At 71.8% G+C, this 15,375-nt stretch carries 12 protein-coding genes; 4 read left to right on the forward strand and 8 right to left on the reverse strand.

The features are described from left to right. Together JYJ93_RS21725 and JYJ93_RS21730 are read right to left on the reverse strand one after the other, a co-directional pair. Nucleotides 1–2,118, reverse strand: a complete 2,118-nt coding sequence (locus JYJ93_RS21725; protein ID WP_206794208.1) for a 1-acyl-sn-glycerol-3-phosphate acyltransferase — start codon at nucleotides 2,116–2,118, stop codon at nucleotides 1–3. Continuing rightward, the gene (locus JYJ93_RS21730; RefSeq protein ID WP_206794210.1) at nucleotides 2,115–3,086 is read right to left on the reverse strand and encodes an SDR family oxidoreductase; all 972 of its coding nucleotides are present in this window, start codon (nucleotides 3,084–3,086) and stop codon (nucleotides 2,115–2,117) included. Before JYJ93_RS21730 ends, JYJ93_RS21725 begins: the two co-directional genes overlap by 4 nt. A gap of 102 nt (nucleotides 3,087–3,188) precedes the next feature. Here JYJ93_RS21730 and mutL point away from each other — a divergent pair, with 102 nt between their 5' ends. Further along, nucleotides 3,189–5,066, forward strand: a complete 1,878-nt coding sequence (gene mutL / locus JYJ93_RS21735) for a DNA mismatch repair endonuclease MutL (protein ID WP_206794211.1) — start codon at nucleotides 3,189–3,191, stop codon at nucleotides 5,064–5,066. 4 nt (nucleotides 5,067–5,070) lie between these two features. Here mutL and JYJ93_RS21740 read toward each other — a convergent pair whose 3' ends face one another. Continuing rightward, entirely contained in the window at nucleotides 5,071–5,496 is a 426-nt protein-coding gene (locus JYJ93_RS21740) for a YciI family protein (RefSeq protein WP_128797110.1), read from the reverse strand. A gap of 181 nt (nucleotides 5,497–5,677) precedes the next feature. Here JYJ93_RS21740 and JYJ93_RS21745 point away from each other — a divergent pair, with 181 nt between their 5' ends. The 3 genes from JYJ93_RS21745 to JYJ93_RS21755 all read left to right on the forward strand — a co-directional run bounded on the left by JYJ93_RS21745 (nucleotide 5,678) and on the right by JYJ93_RS21755 (nucleotide 8,172). Next, nucleotides 5,678–6,415 (forward strand): hypothetical protein, encoded by a 738-nt coding sequence (locus tag JYJ93_RS21745; protein ID WP_206794213.1) that lies wholly within the window; start codon nucleotides 5,678–5,680, stop codon nucleotides 6,413–6,415. 175 nt (nucleotides 6,416–6,590) lie between these two features. Then, on the forward strand, nucleotides 6,591–7,571 hold the full coding sequence (locus tag JYJ93_RS21750; RefSeq protein WP_242543888.1) for a tetratricopeptide repeat protein: 981 nt from the start codon (nucleotides 6,591–6,593) through the stop codon (nucleotides 7,569–7,571). Nucleotides 7,572–7,662: 91 nt separating this feature from the next. Next, nucleotides 7,663–8,172: a hypothetical protein gene (locus JYJ93_RS21755; protein ID WP_206794217.1), complete on the forward strand. Its 510-nt coding sequence runs from the start codon at nucleotides 7,663–7,665 to the stop codon at nucleotides 8,170–8,172. Between the two features lie 11 nt (nucleotides 8,173–8,183). On the opposite strand, the gene JYJ93_RS21760 is transcribed toward JYJ93_RS21755, so the two are convergent. Genes JYJ93_RS21760 through JYJ93_RS21780 form a run of 5 tightly spaced genes read right to left on the reverse strand, consistent with a single transcriptional unit; the run spans nucleotide 8,184 to nucleotide 15,355 of the window. Further along, nucleotides 8,184–9,821: a carboxypeptidase regulatory-like domain-containing protein gene (locus JYJ93_RS21760; protein WP_269012435.1), complete on the reverse strand. Its 1,638-nt coding sequence runs from the start codon at nucleotides 9,819–9,821 to the stop codon at nucleotides 8,184–8,186. After that, complete coding sequence (locus JYJ93_RS21765; RefSeq protein WP_206794221.1) at nucleotides 9,818–10,402, reverse strand: hypothetical protein; 585 nt, start codon at nucleotides 10,400–10,402, stop codon at nucleotides 9,818–9,820. The genes JYJ93_RS21760 and JYJ93_RS21765 overlap by 4 nt, the downstream gene beginning before the upstream one ends. A 20-nt stretch (nucleotides 10,403–10,422) precedes the next feature. Continuing rightward, entirely contained in the window at nucleotides 10,423–12,321 is a 1,899-nt protein-coding gene (locus JYJ93_RS21770; protein ID WP_206794223.1) for a sigma 54-interacting transcriptional regulator, read from the reverse strand. 23 nt (nucleotides 12,322–12,344) lie between these two features. Continuing rightward, nucleotides 12,345–13,343: a hypothetical protein gene (locus JYJ93_RS21775; protein ID WP_206794225.1), complete on the reverse strand. Its 999-nt coding sequence runs from the start codon at nucleotides 13,341–13,343 to the stop codon at nucleotides 12,345–12,347. After that, the gene (locus JYJ93_RS21780; protein ID WP_206794227.1) at nucleotides 13,340–15,355 is read right to left on the reverse strand and encodes a serine/threonine-protein kinase; all 2,016 of its coding nucleotides are present in this window, start codon (nucleotides 15,353–15,355) and stop codon (nucleotides 13,340–13,342) included. Before JYJ93_RS21780 ends, JYJ93_RS21775 begins: the two co-directional genes overlap by 4 nt. Between the last annotated feature and the right edge of the window lie 20 nt (nucleotides 15,356–15,375).

Consider the following 15,375-nt stretch of genomic DNA (forward strand, 5'->3'; position numbering starts at 1 on the left):
TCACCCCGTGAACACGGAGCGGCGCTCGCGCAGCAGGGCCTGGAGCATGCCCTGGATGGACTCGCGGGTGCGCTCGGTGAGCCGCTGCACCTCGCCCAGGTCGTCCGCGGCCTCCGGCGCCAGGCCTTCCATGGTGATGGGCTCGCCGAAGCGGATGGTCCACTTGGCGGGCAGCGGGCCGGGCGCGGTGAGCGGCAGCGACGGGAAGCCGAGGAAGCCACCGGGGAGGCGGCCCAACAGCGGGGACGTCTCCTCCGCGCCGACGATGGCCACCGGGACGATGGGCGCGCCGGTGCGCAGGGCCAGCTTCACGAAGCCGCCCCGGCCGAAGCGCTTGAGGCGGTAGCGCTCCGCGAACGGCTTGCTCGCGCCCTGGTAGCCCTCCGGGAACACGACGAGCGGCCGGTGCTCGTCGAGCAGCCGCAGCGCGTTCTCCGGCGAGGCGCGCACGGCGCCCAGGCGGTTGAAGAGGGTGCCGAGCATGGGTGCGTGGAAGACCTGATCCTCCACCAGCCAGCGGGCCTCGGGCAGATCCGGGCGCTCCCGCAGCAGCGCCTGCGCCATCACGAGGCCGTCGTAGGGCAGGGCGCCGGAGTGGTTGGCGACGAGGATGGAGGCGCCGCGCGGCACCTGATCCACGCCCTCCACGGAGACGCGCCAGTACTGCTCGTAGAGGAAGTCGAGGACGGGCTGGAGGCTCTCCACCAGGCCCGCGTCCTTGCCGTAGTCGTCCAGCCGGCTGCCGCCGCCCGCGCCCAGGCTGGTGCGCATGGCCTCCATCAGGCCGTGCATGGCGCCCACAGCGCGGCCCAGGCCTTCGCTCGCGAGCGCCTGGCCGGCGATCTCCTTCGCCAGCGAGAACATGCCCGCGGCGCGGCCCGCGAAGCCGGACGCCGGGGCCGGCTCCTCCGGACGGTCGTAGCCCTGCGCGGCCCGCTCCGCTTCCTCGGGGAGGGGCGCCCCGCCGGGGTCGCTCACGAGCGACAGGGGCCTGCGGCTGGGGGGCAGCTCGTCGTGGGTCTCGTCGGGCAGCTCCACCTCGGGCTCCACGTCCGTGGGGGCGGCGCCCTCGATGATGGAGACGGAGATGTGCACGCCGTTCTCCTCGACGCGCTCGACGCCGGTGATCAGGTCGTCGTTCTCTTCCGGGTCCTCCGGCGCGGACATCCCCTCCGGGTCGCGGCGCCAGGCATCCGCGGTCCAGGTGTCCCCGGTGTCCTCCGGAGGCACGTCCTTCGGGTCGCGGATCCAGGCGTCGGTGGGCCAGCCCCCCTCGCCGTCTTCGTCCAGGGCCCGCTCCTCGGGGCCGTTGGCGTCGTGGTCCAGCACCTCGTCCACGGCGACACCCGCGGTGGCCTCGGCCACCTGGGTGGCGACGGCGGTGGCGACCTCGCGCTCGGAGGCTTCGCCATGGCCGTGGTCCAGCACCTGCCGCACGGCGGACTCGGCCACCTCCGCGACGAGCTCCGTCGCGAGGATGCGCTCGATGTCGCGGTCCGGGCCCTTTTGTCCCTCGAACAGCTCGTCCACGGCCGTCTTCGCCGCGGTCTCCGCCGCCTCCGACGCGAGCGCTTCCGTCAGGGCGCGGTCCACCTTGCGCTCCTGGGGACGCGCGCCGTGAACCTCCTCCGCCAGCACCTGGGGCCGCGAAGGCCGGGGCTCGGCGGCGGGGCCTGGTACGGAGGGCTCACGCAGCGGCGAGACGTCCTCGCCGGCCGGATGCTGGCCCGAAGCGTGCGCGTCCTTCGCGGACGAACGCCCGTGCTTCGCTTCCGAGGCTTGCTCCACGTCGCGCGCGTCCTGCTCGTGCCGCGCGCTCCCGCGTCCGTCCGTGCGGGCCTCGAACATGTGGACCTTGGCGGCGGGCGTCTTCGGCGTCGCGGTGGCCTGCTTGGCCTCCGCGGCCTTGCCGCCCCTGGGCGCCTTCGCCTGGGCGCCGGACTTCGGCGCGCCACCCTTGGCGCTCTTCGCCTTGCCCGCTGACTTCGCGCCCTTCGCGGACTTCGACCCCGCGGACTTCTTCGCGGCCTTCGGGTCGGCCGCGTCGTCCTTCACCTCGCCCGTGCGGGGCGCGGCGCCCCGCTGGAAGGGATCATTCCCGAGGACACCCTTGGTCATGACTGGCTCCTTCTGAGCGCCGAGGCGGCGTCCCTGACATGGTGGAGGGGCACGAACCCCAGCGCGGACTCGGCGCGCTCCCCGTCCGCGACCCAGGAGTAATGCATGTAGTCGAGCAGGGCCACCGGCAACGTGCCCGCCCCCACTACGCCGAGCGCGCGAAGTGCTCCACGAAACAACGGCCCCGGCAGGGGGAGCGGTCGCGCGCCCGCCTGGCGGATGAGTCCGGAGAGGGGCAACACTCCGCGCCCCACGACGTTGAATTCTCCCGCCGCGTCCGCCCTCAGGGCCAGGTGCAGCGCCCGGCCCGCGTCCTCCTCGTGGATCGCCTGCCAGAGCGGGTCGAATCCCAGAAGCGTGGGCACCACCGCGTGCGACAGCAACCGCGTCGCCGGATTGTCCAGGCTCGGGCCGAGCAGGGGAGCGAAGCGCAACACCAGCGTGCGGGTGTCCGGGTTGCGCTCGCGGAACGCCCGCACCTGTCCCTCCACCTCCACCTTGTCGTTCACGAAGCGGCTGTGCGGACAGCCAAACAGCGGCGAGCCCTCGCGCAGGAGCGCCGGGTTGTTGCCCCGCGCGCCGTACGTCACCGTGAGCGACGGCACCACCAGCCGGGGCAGCCGCGCGCGGCCCACCGCCGTCAGCACGTTCATGGTGCCAATGACTTCCAGCTCGTGCGCCAGCGGGCCGTTGAGGATGGGCCCGAAGAGGAACGCCAGGTGGAAGAGGGCGTCCACGGGGCGCTCGGTGAGCGCGTCCGTCAGCTCGGCTTCCGCGTCGTAGCGGGTGAGGTCCACGCGGTGGAACTCCACCTTGCCCGTGCCCTGGGGCTCCTTCGTGTCCAGCACGAGGATGCTCTCCACGCCGGGGTCCGCTTCCAGCCTCGGCAGCAGCAGCCTGCCGTAGTCGCCATTGGCGCCTGTCACCGCGATGCGCATCGGGCCCTTGCCTGCTCGGATCACTTCCATTCGCAGGGGCGGGTGTTAGCCCAGCCGTCCAGGAATGTCAGCCGAGTGCACCCGTGATGTTCTGGACAACGTCATCCAGGTGGCGGAGGGTGGCTGATCGCCATGTCCCGAATCGCGCGCCTGAGCGACGTGCTCATCAACAAGATCGCCGCCGGTGAGGTGGTGGAGCGCCCCGCCTCCGTGGTGAAGGAGCTGTGCGAGAACTCGCTGGACGCTGGCGCCCGCACCGTGCGCGTGGAGCTGGAGGCGGGCGGCGTGGGCCGCATCACCATCTCCGACGACGGCCACGGCATGAGCCGCGAGGACGCCACGCTCTGCCTGGAGCGCCACGCCACCAGCAAGCTGCGGGAGCTGGACGACCTCTTCCACATCGACTCCATGGGGTTCCGGGGCGAGGCCATCCCCGCCATCGCCTCCGTGTCCCGCTTCACGCTGCACACCGCGGAGCCGGACGCGCACGAGGGCACCCAGGTCAAGGTGGAGGGCGGCGGACCGCCCACGGTGGAGGACGCGCCGCCCCGCGTGGGCACTGTCATCACCGTGGAGGACCTGTTCTTCAACGTGCCCGCGCGCCGCAAGTTCATGCGCCAGGGCGCCACCGAGCTCAAGCACTGCGAGGAGGCCGTGGTGCGCCTGGCGCTCGCGCACCCGGAGGTCGGCTTCTTCGCCTCGCACGAGGGCAACGAGCTCTTCTCCAGCCCCGCCAGCGGGCATGATCCGCGCGAGCGCATCGCCGCGGCCCTGGGCCCCGCGTCCTTCCCGCACCTGTTCCCGGTGGAGGAGCGCCGGCTGGGCGTCGTCGTCACGGGCTACCTCGCGTCGCCGGAGTACACGCTGCCCAACGCGCGCGGCCTCTATACCTTCGTCAACCGCCGCTACATCCGCGACCGCGGCCTCATCAGCACCGTGCAGCGCGCGTTCCAGGACTTCCTGCCCGCGGGCCGCCAGCCGGTGGTGGTGCTGCACATCGACGTGGAGCCCGCCGCGGTGGACGTCAACGTGCACCCGCAGAAGATGGAGGTGCGCTTCGCGGACGCGCGCGGCGTGCAGGACGCGATCAGCGCCGCCCTCTCGCGCGTGCTGCGCGCGGCCCCGTGGCTGGGCTCGCCGGAAGAGCAGGCCGCGAACCCGCAGCCCCGCGACGCCGCGCACTACGCGCACGCCGTGGAGCGCTTCCTCACCCGCGCGCAGGAGGCCACCTGGGGGGCGCCGTTGCCCACCGCGATGGACGCACCGGGAGGCTCCACGCCCGCGCGCCCGCTAACGCCGTCCTACTTCGTGCCCCATGGTGGCGCCCAGGGCAGCGCGTTCCCCGGTCCGTTCCAGGCGCCCCAGGTGCCGGGCCGCTCGCTCGGGTTCGGCGAAGCGCAGCCGCAGCTCAACGAGGCGCCGCCTCCGGGCTACTTCGCGGCGCTGCGCCCCATGGGGCTGTTGGGCAGCCGCTTCCATGTCTGCGAGGGCCCCGGCGGCACGCTGGTGGTGCTGGATCCGCACGCCGCGCTGGAGCGCGCGCGCCTCACCGCGTACATGCGCCGGTTGGAGGACGACACGAAGGCGCCGCCGCCGTCGCTGTTCGGCACGACGGTGGACCTGTCGCTGGCGGCGGTGAAGGCGCTGGTGGACGGCCGCGAGGCGCTGCTCAAGCTGGGCGTGGACGTGGAACCGTTTGGGGGCACGGCGCTCGCGCTCAAGTCGGTGCCGGCGGGCCTGGAGGGCGTGGACCCGCGCGCGCTCCTGGAGGCCCTGTCGCGCGCGTTGCCTCCGCGCAGCGCTCCGCTGGACGTGACGAGCCTGGCGGAGGCCGTGCGCGTGATGGCCTGTCACGCCGCGCGCCGCGCGTCTTCCTCGCCGCTCACCGACGCGCAGCTGCGCGCGCTGCTGGGCGAGTTGGATCGCGCGGACTTCACACCGCCGTGCACGCACGGCACGGTGGTGGTGCTGGAGATGCCGCTGTTGGAGCTGGAGCGGCGCGCCCGCTGACGGCTCAGGCCCTGGCCTTCGCCTCGACCTGCGCGCGCAGCTCCTCTTCACGCGCGCGCAGCTCGCCCGTGGGGTCGCTGGGCGCGAAGTCCTCCGCGGAGGCCACCTGGCGGATCTCCACCTCCCCGTCCTGGAAGGGGATGCGGCGCGCCCAGGCGACGGCCTCCTCGCGCGACTTCACCTCGATGATCCAGAAGCCGGCGATCAGCTCCTTCGTCTCCGAGAAGGGGCCATCCTTCACCGTCGTCCCCGTCTTGGAGAACGTCACGCGGACGCCCTTGGAGCTGGAGTGCAGCCCCTCTCCCGCGAGCAGGATGCCGGCCTTCACCAGCTCCTCGTTGTACCTGCCCATCTCGGTCAGCTCCTCCGTCGTGGGGAGCCGGCCGGTCTCGCTCTCGGGGGTTGCCTTGACGATCATCATGAAGCGCATGGGGAGTTCTCCTGGAACGTCGGGTTCAAAATGGCGACGAATGGTAGGGCGCGAAATCGACACGGTGGGGGACGGACCGGAAAGTTGACGCGGCAACATCCCCGGCTACGGTGTGCGACACGCCTGTAGCACCGGGCCGCGAGCGCCCGTGCCGGCAGAAAGCCCCGGGATCCACGCCTTGATGCTCCGCCGTCTGCCGCTCGTCTTCGCCCTCGCCACCGCGCCCGTCGTCGCCCTTGCCCAGGAGGAGGGCGATTGGAGCGCGGAGCGGGCGCCCAACGACCTGAATGGCGTGGGCCGCATCACCGTGCAGGCCGGCTACCGGCTCACCTCCAACAACACGCTCTACGACTCCTGGTACGGCGCCAAGGGACCGGGCAACGGCCTGGAGCGCGCGCCGGAGTCCTCCGGGGGGCCCGTGGGCGTGGCCACGTTCGCGTACGCGATGTCGGACCTGGTGGAGATCGGCATCGACCTGCTTGGCACCGCGCAGAACCTGCGCCTGTCGGAGCCCGGGCCCGACGCCACCACCGTGTCCCGCAAGGTCAGCACACTGTCGTACGGCATCCTCCTCGGCGTCCGCTTCCAGGGCGTGCTCGACGTCGGGCCGCAGGGGCTGGTGCCCTTCGCGGGCGTGCTCACGGGGCCCACGGTCATCTCCTCGACGCGCGAGGGCTCGGCCATTAAGGAGCAGGTCTCCCAGGCCTGGGTGGGCTCGCTCGGCGCCACGCTCCGGCTGTCCGCGAAGTGGGGCATCACCGCCGAGTACCGCTTCATGTTCCTGCGCGGCCCCGTGGAGTCTCCGGACACGGCGAAGTATTCGGGGCCCTTCAGCTTCAGCCACGGCGGCAACTGGTTCGCGCTCGGCATCACCTACGCGTTCCCGCCGGATCCGTCTCGCCCGCTGACCAACTTCTAGTCGCGCGGAAAGTTCCAATACGAGAGCAGGCGAGCGCGCGGAGCAGGGACTTCCGGGGAATGGTGGGCACCAAGGGCCCTGTTGGGGAGCGGAAAAAGAACCCGCCCCTCATCCCGGAGAGTCCCCTAGCATGCGTGAGTCGGCCGAAGTCATTTCCGGTCCCAGAAAGATGTCCATGGCCCCCTCTGAACAGCCGAAGACCGATCTCGAGAAGGAACTCTCCGAGCTCCGCCGCGAAGTCATCGAGTCCCGCAACCTCGTCATCAAGACGGACAACCTGCTGAAGAACCTCCACGCGGAGGTGAAGGCGGTTGGCAAGCGTCACGAGGACTTCCAGAAGCGGCAGTGGATCTCCTCGGCCGTGGCCTACGCGCTCTTCGCGATCCTGGCGGTCGGTGGCGCGGTGCTGGTGAACGGCGCGCGCAGCTCCAGCAACACCAATGAGCGCGAGCGGCTGGAGAAGCAGGTGGCGGACCTCTCCACGCAGCTGGAGAAGCAGCGCGCGGACACCACCGCGCACCTGACGGCCCAGCGCGCCGCGGGCGAGGTCTACAAGATGATGACCACGCTGCCGGGTGACGAGCGGCTCAAGGGCATCGACGCGCTGGTGAAGCTGGACACGCAGAAGCTGTCCTCGCTGGAGCGCCAGGCCCTCAACGACCGCGCCGCCATCCTGCGCCGCGAGACGGGCGACGCGGCCTTCGAGCGCGGGAAGATCGCCTTCCGCAAGAACGAGATGCCCGCCGTGGTGGAGGAGCTGTCGCGCTTCCTGGCCATGAACCCCGCGGAGGCGGAGGCGCTGGACGCGTCCTTCTTCCTGGGCACGGCCTACAACCAGCTGCGTCAGCACGACAAGGCGGTGCCGCTGCTGGCCCGCTTCGTGGAAGGCGACAAGAAGTCCAAGACGCGTGACTACGCCATGCTGCTGCTGGCCCAGTCGTACCAGGAGACGGGCGCGTTCGATAAGGCGGCGGACACGGTGCGCGACGCGCTGGCCACGTACCCGGCCACCCAGTACCTGTCGCAGTTCCGCGGCCGCCTGAGCTCCGCCAAGCGCGCCGCCGCCGGCGGTGACGCCGCCGCGGTGCCCGCCGCCGCCCCGGCCGCCGCGCCCCAGGCCGCTCCGGCCGTGGCCGCCCCCGCCGCGGGCCAGTAGTCCCCCCGCCGCCGCCGGAGGGTTCGCCTTCCGGACGGTGCGCAAGGGAAGCATTGCCACCCGGGGTCCAGGGTCGTAAGACCTGGGCCCCGTGTCCGCTCCCGACTCGCAGAAGGACCCCCGCTTCCGCCGCTACCGTGGCGCCGCGTACGCGGTCCACATCACGCTGGCCTCGCTGGTCTCGCTGTGGCTGATCTGGAACGTGGGGAACTCCGTCGCGGCGATGACGCCCGCGCGGCCCCCGCCGGTGACGCCGCCGCTCACCGTGCGCGAGTGCCTGGACGCCGCGACCGCGCACTGGAAGGACCTGGAGTCCGAGCGCGAGAAGCTCGTGCACGTCCTCCCCGCCCGCAAGGTCGACCAGGAGTGGATGCGCTTCCGCACGGACTGGCTGACGCGCGTGCGCAAGTCCGAGTCCGAGTGCGCCCTGGAGTCGAGGGACCCCGCGCGCGTGGAGCTGCGCTCGGTGTACCGCCACCTCACGCGGGTGCAGGACCTCTACACCATCCACGCGGTGCAGTACGCGGGCGAGGTGGGCGGCGCGGTGGACGCGCTGCACGCCGCCTTCGACACCGCGCGCCGCAAGGACAGCGGCCGGTAGACACGCGGCGCTCAGCGCGTGGGCAGCACGGTGGAGTAGCGCCCCGTGCTGTCGGACACGGTCTGCGCGAGCAGGATGGACTCCGGCCGTCCCCCCACCGTCACCACGCGGAAGAAGCGCACGGACGCGTTCGCCGCGATTCCGTCCGGCGCCAGCGCCGGGTCCGGGGGCAGGGTGATGCGGCCGCTCAGCGAACGCCCCCGTGACAGCGTGAAGGCGGCCAGCGTCATCACCTCCGAGTCGGCGGTGCCGGCCGGCACGGTGACGAAGCGGCTGACGCGCGGCAGGTTCTCCCCGGGCAGGAAGTCCAGCCGGTACTCGCCCGGGTCCAGCGCCAGCGCGAAGTTGCCGTCGCTGTTGGTGGTGAGCGGCGACTCGAAGCCCAGGGGCGGCTGCGGATAGCCCTCCAGGGCCCCCACCGGCTCCACCACGACGCGCACGCCCGACGCGGGGCCGGTGCCCTCCGGGTTCCTCACGCTGCCCACCACGGTCATGCGCTCCGGGCACGTCACGTCCGGCAGCACCGTGTCCACCGCCGCCACCGTCACGTTCACGGGCGTCAGGCGCGACAGCGAGCGGGGCGGCGGGACGACGACCAGCGTGAGCGGGGACTCCGCCACGCCAGGCAGGGATGTGAGCTGGTAGCGCCCCTGCGCGTCCGTCAGCGCCGGCTCGCCCTTGAAGGTGCCCCCGCCGGCCACGCGGCCCTGGAGCGACACGCGCGCGCCGGCCATGGGCGTCTGGCCGTCCCTCTCCAGCACGCGGCCCTCCACCTTCACGGCCGCGCCGGGGTCGCCCAGCTCCAGCGGGATGGAGGAGGTGGTGGACGGGTCCACCACGAAGGTCTTCCAGGGCACCTGGTCCGAGGCGCTCACCGGCGTCGCGCGCACGAGCACCGTGGCGCGCCGTGCGTCCTCCGCGCCCAGCACCAGCTGGAACGCGCCCGTGTCGCGGGCCACGCGGGCGCGTTGGGACAGCGGGCGCAGGGACTCATCCAGCACCTGCACCTCCATGTCCGCGTCCACCCGCTTCGCCCCCTGGAGCATCAGCGTCCCCGTCAGCGTCACCACGCGCGCGGCGGTGGGCAGCTCGAACGCCACCACGCCGCCGGAGGAGGGATCCACGAAGGCGTCGCGCGACAAGGGCGGCAGGGCCGGGTCCACCGGCGTGAGCGTCACGGTGTACTGGCCGCTGCCCACGGGCAGCACCCACGCGCCGTCATCCGGGGTGAGCGTCGTCTCGAAGCGCCGCGCCACGCCCGGGATGAGGCGGCTGTCGCCCGTGGCCAGCAGGTGGATGGGGGCGCGGTAGGGCAGGGGGGCCGTGCCGCCGTCCGGCGTGGCGGTGGTGCCGCGCGTGACGGTGCCCGTCAGGCGCACGGGGCTGAAGAGCTCCAGGTTCTGCTCCGCCCGCAGCCGGTCCACCGGGAAGTCCTGCGCGAGCAGGCCCGCCTTGGGGTGGGGCTGCACCTCCACGACGATGTCGCCGCCGGGGTTGCCGCAGCCATCCACGAAGCACACCTGTCCGGCGGCGCACTCCGCGTCGGAGCGGCACACCAGCTGCTCCGGGGGCGGCTCCTCCTCGAAGAAGCCGCACCCGGCCCCGGTCAGCCCGAGCGCCAGCGCCAGGGCCCGGAGCTCTCGCCTCACTGGCAGTCCCCCGCCACCGTGTTCACCACCCACGAGTACGAGGTGACGAAGCCCGGGTTCTTCACCACGCCGCCGTCCGCGAGGATGACCTCGTCGGGCGGATCCGGCTGGCGGTTGGTGAGGTGCCGGTCGGTGACGAACGCCTCCACCAGGTGGATGCCCGGCGGGGCCAGCGGGTTGTTGGCCGAGCGCAGGTCCATGCGCAGCGTGCCCCGGTCGTCACGGCGGGGCTGGCCGGTGTTGGCGAGGACGATCTGCCGGTAGTAGCCCGTGGGGTTGGACGGGTTGTAGTCCACGTACCACTCCACGGTGATGCGGTCGTCGACGTCCAGGTCCTCCACCACCACGTTGAAGTCCTGGGTGCAGCTGCCCACGCCGAAGGCGCGCAGGATGCGCTCGGAGGGCTCCACCTGCTCCTCCAGGATGCGCGGCGGTCGGTTCCTGAACTCGGGCAGGCTCTCCAGGAGCGCCACGTCCTGGGGGATGAGGCACCCGGAGCCCGTCGCGATCGCCGCGAGCCCCAGGGCCGTCACCAGCGGCTGGAGGATGCCCCGGGACTGTCGCGTCGCGTGACGGTGCATGGCGTGGCTTGGCGGGAACGCTATAGCAGTTCCTCGTTCTCGTCGGGAGGAAGCGGCCCGCCTGTCTTCTCCGCCTCCAGCTTCTCCAGGTGGCGGAAGATGGTGCGCGGGTCCACGCCCAGGTCCTTGGCCGTCTTGGTGCGGTTGCCGTTGTTCCGGGCCAGGACCTCGTTGATGTAACGCTTCTGGAACTCTTCCTTCGCCTGGAGCAGCGGCATGATGGGCTCCAGGTTCTCCGGCTTGAGGTCCAGGTCGTCCGCGCCCAGGAGCGGCTTGTCCGCCAGCACCACCGCCTTCTTCAGGCGGTTCTCCAGCTCGCGGATGTTGCCCGGCCAGCCGTACTTCTTCATGGACACGGCGGCCGCGGGCGTGAAGCCCCGCGCCTTGGAGTTGAACTCGCGCGCGTACTTCTGGAGGAAGAAGCGCCCCAGGACGATGACGTCCTCGCCGCGCTCGCGCAGGGGCGGCAGCTTCACGGTGACGACGTTGAGCCGGTAGTAGAGGTCCTCGCGGAACGTGTTCCGCTTCACCTCTTCCTCCAGGATCTTGTTCGTCGCGGCCACCACGCGGATGTCCACCGGCTCGCCGCGGTTCTCGCCGACCTTGTAGACGACCTTGTCCTGGAGCGCGCGCAAGAGCTTCACCTGGAGCTGGAGCGGCATCTCGCCGATTTCGTCCAGGAAGAGCGTGCCGCCGATGGCCGCCTGGAACTTGCCGGGCCGCGTCGCCACCGCGCCGGTGAAGGCGCCCTTGGCGTGGCCGAACAGCTCGCTCTCCAGCAGGTTCTCCGGGATGGCGCCGCAGTTCACCGTGATGAACGGGCCCTTGGTGCGCGGCGAGCGGCGGTGGATCTCCCGGGCGATGAGCTCCTTGCCCGTGCCCGTCTCGCCGGTAATCAGCACGGAGATGTCCGTGGGCGCGATCTTGTCGATGCGCTTGTACACGTCCCGCATGCCCTGGCACGCGCCCACGATGTCGCCGTAGCGCTGGTCCTCCAGCTTGCGGCGCAGCTCCGTGTTGTCGAGCTTCAGGTCGTTCACGAGCAGCGCGTTCTGCAGGAGCAGGGACGCCTGCGCCGCGAACACCGTGAGCATGTCCAGGCTCTTGGGCTCGAAGCGGTTCACCAGCCGGTCGTTGCCCACGTAGAGCACGCCGAACAGGTCGCCCTTGTGCATGACGGGCACGCACATGACGGAGTGGACCTTGAGGTTCACCACGGACTCGCTGGCCTTGAACTCCGGCGCGTCCAGCGCGTCCGCGACGATGATGGCCTTCTGGTCCTTCACCACCTTGGCGATGATGGAGTCGGACAGCTTCTCCACCGCGTCCTCGATGTTCTCCCGGGCCACGTTGCGCGCGGCCTTCACGCGCGGCTCGCCGCTCTCCATCAGGATGAGGAAGCCCTTGTCGGCGCGCGTCACCTCGATGGCCTCGTCCAGCAGGCTCTCCAGGATGCGGTCCACGTCGTAGCTGCCGAAGAGCCGCTCGCTGAACGCCGTCAGCCGCTTGAGCAGCACCAGCTCCCGGCCCACCACGCCGGGCAGCTCCGCCGTGTGCGAATCCGACGACGCCGTGGCGGCCGAGGGCAGGGACACCTCGCGCTCGGGCACCTCGCGGCGCACGGGCTCGCGGGGGGCGTCCTCGCGGGAGAAGGTCAGCTCGGTGCCGCCGACCTTGACCACGTCGCCGGTGGCGAGCGCGTGGTTGTCCCGGCGCTTGCCGTTGACGTGGAAGGTGGCGCCCAGGCTGCCCACTTCGTAGCGGGTGCCGTCGAAGGTGACGTGCAGGGCGTTGGCGGGGACGCTCGAGTCCTCCAGCGGCACGTCGTTGTCGGTGCCCCGCCCCAGGCTGGTGATGCGCTTGAGCAGGGAGACCGTGCGGACCTTTCCATCGGGGGTGCGGACGGTGAGGCTGGCCATGGGCGGACTTTGGGTTCTTGGGGCTAGAACGTGAGGGAGAAGCCGGCGCCCAGTCCACCTTGGGTGGAGTACAGCCGCACGCGCGGCGGCGCGGCCTGGGAGACGGAGGGAGAGGGCTTCGGTTCGGGGCGGGACTCGACGGTGGTGCTCGTCACCACCTGGTCCTCGTGGTGGTAGACGGCGTCCACCACGCCCAGGGTGTAGACGGTGTAGAAGCCGGTGGCGGACGCGAGCTTGAGCAACTGCCAGGTGTCCGCCTGCCGGGCGCGGTCGGTGGGGATGTAGCGCACCGGGATGGCCGCGCGGCCATCTTCATCCAGCACGTTGTCCAGGTTGATGAGCCGCTCCTCGAAGAGCGAGTCGTACGCGAAGAACGCGATGATGCTGGTGATGGCCAGCACGCCTTCCGTCGCGGCGAAGGCGATGCCCATGCCGTTGCGGCCCTGCTGGAACTGGCCGGCGCCGAAGGGGACGAAGTTGACCAGGAAGTTGCGCTTCTCCACGGTGCGCACGGTGACCTGGCGGGCCAGCTCCTCCGCGCGGCGGCGCTGCGTCTCCAGGGCGACGCGCTCCTGTTCCCGGCGCTCCTGTTCGGTCTTCTCGCGCTCCAGGCGCAAGCGCTGCTCCTGGCGGAGGAACTCGCGCTCGCCGGACATCTGGTTCTTGAGGTCCTCGAAGTAGGCGACGGCCGGGGGCGGGACGACGAAGGGGTCCAGGCTGAAGTCGGGGTCCAACCGGAGCACGGCGCGCAGGTGGCGTTCAGCGTCGTCCGTCTTGTTGAGGTTGAAGGCGGACAGGCCCGCGAGCTTGTGAAGCTCCACCAGGTCCTCCTCCGGCAGGTCGCCCCGGTCGATGCGCTGGCCGGCGCGCTCCAGCACCTCCGCGTACTTGCCGTACTCGAAGGACGAGCGCAGCGCGGCGACCTCCGGATCCGCGCCCAGGGGTGTCTGGGCGCGCGCGGACGCGGGGCCGAGCAGGGCGGCCAGGAGGAGGAACGTGAGAAGCAGCGGGCCTCGGCTCATTCGGGCGCCAGGCTCCCGCGCAGGGTGGTGGGCTTGCCGGGCTCCAGCAGGACGACGCGCTTCTCCGTCTTGTAGCCGGGGGAGGAGATCTCCACCTCCACGCGGTGCTGGAAGCTGGCGGGGCCGCGGGGGGAGCGGATGTCGAAGGGGTGCTGGAGGCTGTCGTTCGCGGCGCGCTCCACGTCTCCCACGCGCACGGTGGCGTCCGGCGGCTGGTAGTCCATGGCGAGCTGCGAGGCCTTCAGCAGGGCGCGCAGGCGGAAGACGTTCTCGCCGTCCGGCTTCACGTGGATGGTCTCCGTGGCGTCCTCGCAGTAGCCGCAGGAGACGGTGACGGTGTGCTCGCCCGGGGACAGGTGCACGTCGTGCTGCGCGAGCTGCTGCGTGCCCGCGGGGCCGCCGTCCACGCGGATGGAGCCGTAGGGGCGCACGAGGATGGACACGGGGAGCTTCCCGTTGCGCGCGGACCTGGCGTCGTCCTGCGGATCGAGGCTGGCGACCACCGTGGGGCGCGACGGCGTGCGCTCCGGTGGGGAGGGGACGCGAGGGTTGAGCTCGGGGGGAGGCAGGAGCGCGTCCCGGCCGGGAGTGCCCGTGCCGCCCGTGCCCTGCGCACCGGTGGGACGCGAGCCCGTGGCCTGCGCGCCCTGAGGGATGCCCGTGCCGTCGGGAGAACCCGTCGTGCCACCCGTGCTTGTGCCATCGGGCGGATTCGCCGTGCCACCCGCGCCCTGCGCGCCGTTCGGAGTACCCGTGCCGCTCGTTCCAGCGGTGCCAGCCGCGACCTGCGCACCCGGAGTCTTCGAGCCCTCCGCGCGCGGATCCGCCGTCCGCACCTCCGGCGTCTCGGGCGTGCTCGCGTTCATCCGGGACATCTGCCAGCCGCCCAGCCCCAACGCGAGCGCCACGCCCGCCCCGATGCCCGCGCGGATGCCGCGCCTGCGCCACGTGCGCCGCCGCTGCTGACGCTGGATGCCCTTGAGCAGCCCCAGCGCCCGTTCATTCGTCGCGTCCAGCGCGAGCACGTGGTTGAGGCACGCCAGCGCGCGCGGCGTCCGCTTCTCCGCGAGCTGCCGCTCCCCGCGCTCCAGCAGCGCCGCGACGATGCGCTGGCGCGCGAGCCGCTGGTACGACGGCGGATCCGCGAAGAAGGAGATCAGCTCCTCGCCCACCCGGGAGAACCCCAGCCCCGCGAGCGCATCCGCCAGCGCGTCGCGCAGCTTCCCCGCGTTGGGGTAGCGCCGGGCCGGGTCGCGCTGGAGGCACGTCGCGCAGATCTCCGCCAACTCGTCCGACAGCGTGGGCACGCGGCGGCGCGGGTCCTCATACGCCCCGTCCAGGATGCGCTTGAGCGTCGCCGTGGTGTTCGACGCGGTGAAGGGCAGCCGGCCCGTCATCAGCGCGTAGAACATGATCCCCAGGCTGAAGACGTCCGCCTCCGGCCCGGCCTCCAGGCCCTCGATGATCTCCGGCGACATGTGCGCGGGCGAGCCCACCAGCGCGCCCGTCACCGTCATCCGGTCCTCGATGTCCAGGAGCCGCGCGATGCCGAAGTCCATGAGCTTGAGGACCCCGTCCTCGCGCACCATGACGTTCTCCGGCTTCAGGTCGCGGTGGATGACGCCCGCCTCGTGCGCGTGCGCCAGCGCCGCCGCCAGCTCATGGATGATCATCGCCGCCAGCTCCGGCGGCTCCAGCGGGCCTTCATCCAGGTACGTCTTGAGCGTGCGGCCCCGGATGTACTCCGTGACGATGAAGGCGTCGTGCGCCTCCGCCGAGGAGAAGTCGAACACCTCCAGGATGTTGGGGTGGTGCAGCTTCGCCACCGCGCGGGCCTCGCGAGCCAGGCGACGGCGCGACTCGTCCTTGCCGGCCAGGTGCGGGTGCAGCACCTTCACCGCGACCTCGCGGTCCAGGGCCGTGTCCAGGCCCTTGTACACGACGCTCATGCCCCCGGAGCCCAGCTCCTCCAGGATGCGATAGCGACCGATATGGCGGCCGACGAGCGTCATGGCGTGCGGTGCGCGCTCTC

Source organism: Corallococcus sp. NCSPR001 (assembly GCF_017309135.1).
Lineage (GTDB): Bacteria > Myxococcota > Myxococcia > Myxococcales > Myxococcaceae > Corallococcus.

What these genes read in the sequence shown, in the direction of transcription:
- JYJ93_RS21725 (WP_206794208.1), bottom strand. Translation starts at nt 2,118, where the DNA reads ATGACCAAGGGTGTCCTCGGGAATGATCCCTTCCAGCGGGGCGCCGCG.
- JYJ93_RS21730 (WP_206794210.1), bottom strand. Translation starts at nt 3,086, where the DNA reads ATGGAAGTGATCCGAGCAGGCAAGGGCCCGATGCGCATCGCGGTGACA.
- JYJ93_RS21765 (WP_206794221.1), bottom strand. Translation starts at nt 10,402, where the DNA reads ATGCACCGTCACGCGACGCGACAGTCCCGGGGCATCCTCCAGCCGCTG.
- JYJ93_RS21745 (WP_206794213.1), top strand. Translation starts at nt 5,678, where the DNA reads ATGCTCCGCCGTCTGCCGCTCGTCTTCGCCCTCGCCACCGCGCCCGTC.
- JYJ93_RS21775 (WP_206794225.1), bottom strand. Translation starts at nt 13,343, where the DNA reads ATGAGCCGAGGCCCGCTGCTTCTCACGTTCCTCCTCCTGGCCGCCCTG.
- mutL (WP_206794211.1), top strand. Translation starts at nt 3,189, where the DNA reads ATGTCCCGAATCGCGCGCCTGAGCGACGTGCTCATCAACAAGATCGCC.
- JYJ93_RS21750 (WP_242543888.1), top strand. Translation starts at nt 6,591, where the DNA reads ATGGCCCCCTCTGAACAGCCGAAGACCGATCTCGAGAAGGAACTCTCC.
- JYJ93_RS21770 (WP_206794223.1), bottom strand. Translation starts at nt 12,321, where the DNA reads ATGGCCAGCCTCACCGTCCGCACCCCCGATGGAAAGGTCCGCACGGTC.
- JYJ93_RS21740 (WP_128797110.1), bottom strand. Translation starts at nt 5,496, where the DNA reads ATGCGCTTCATGATGATCGTCAAGGCAACCCCCGAGAGCGAGACCGGC.
- JYJ93_RS21780 (WP_206794227.1), bottom strand. Translation starts at nt 15,355, where the DNA reads ATGACGCTCGTCGGCCGCCATATCGGTCGCTATCGCATCCTGGAGGAG.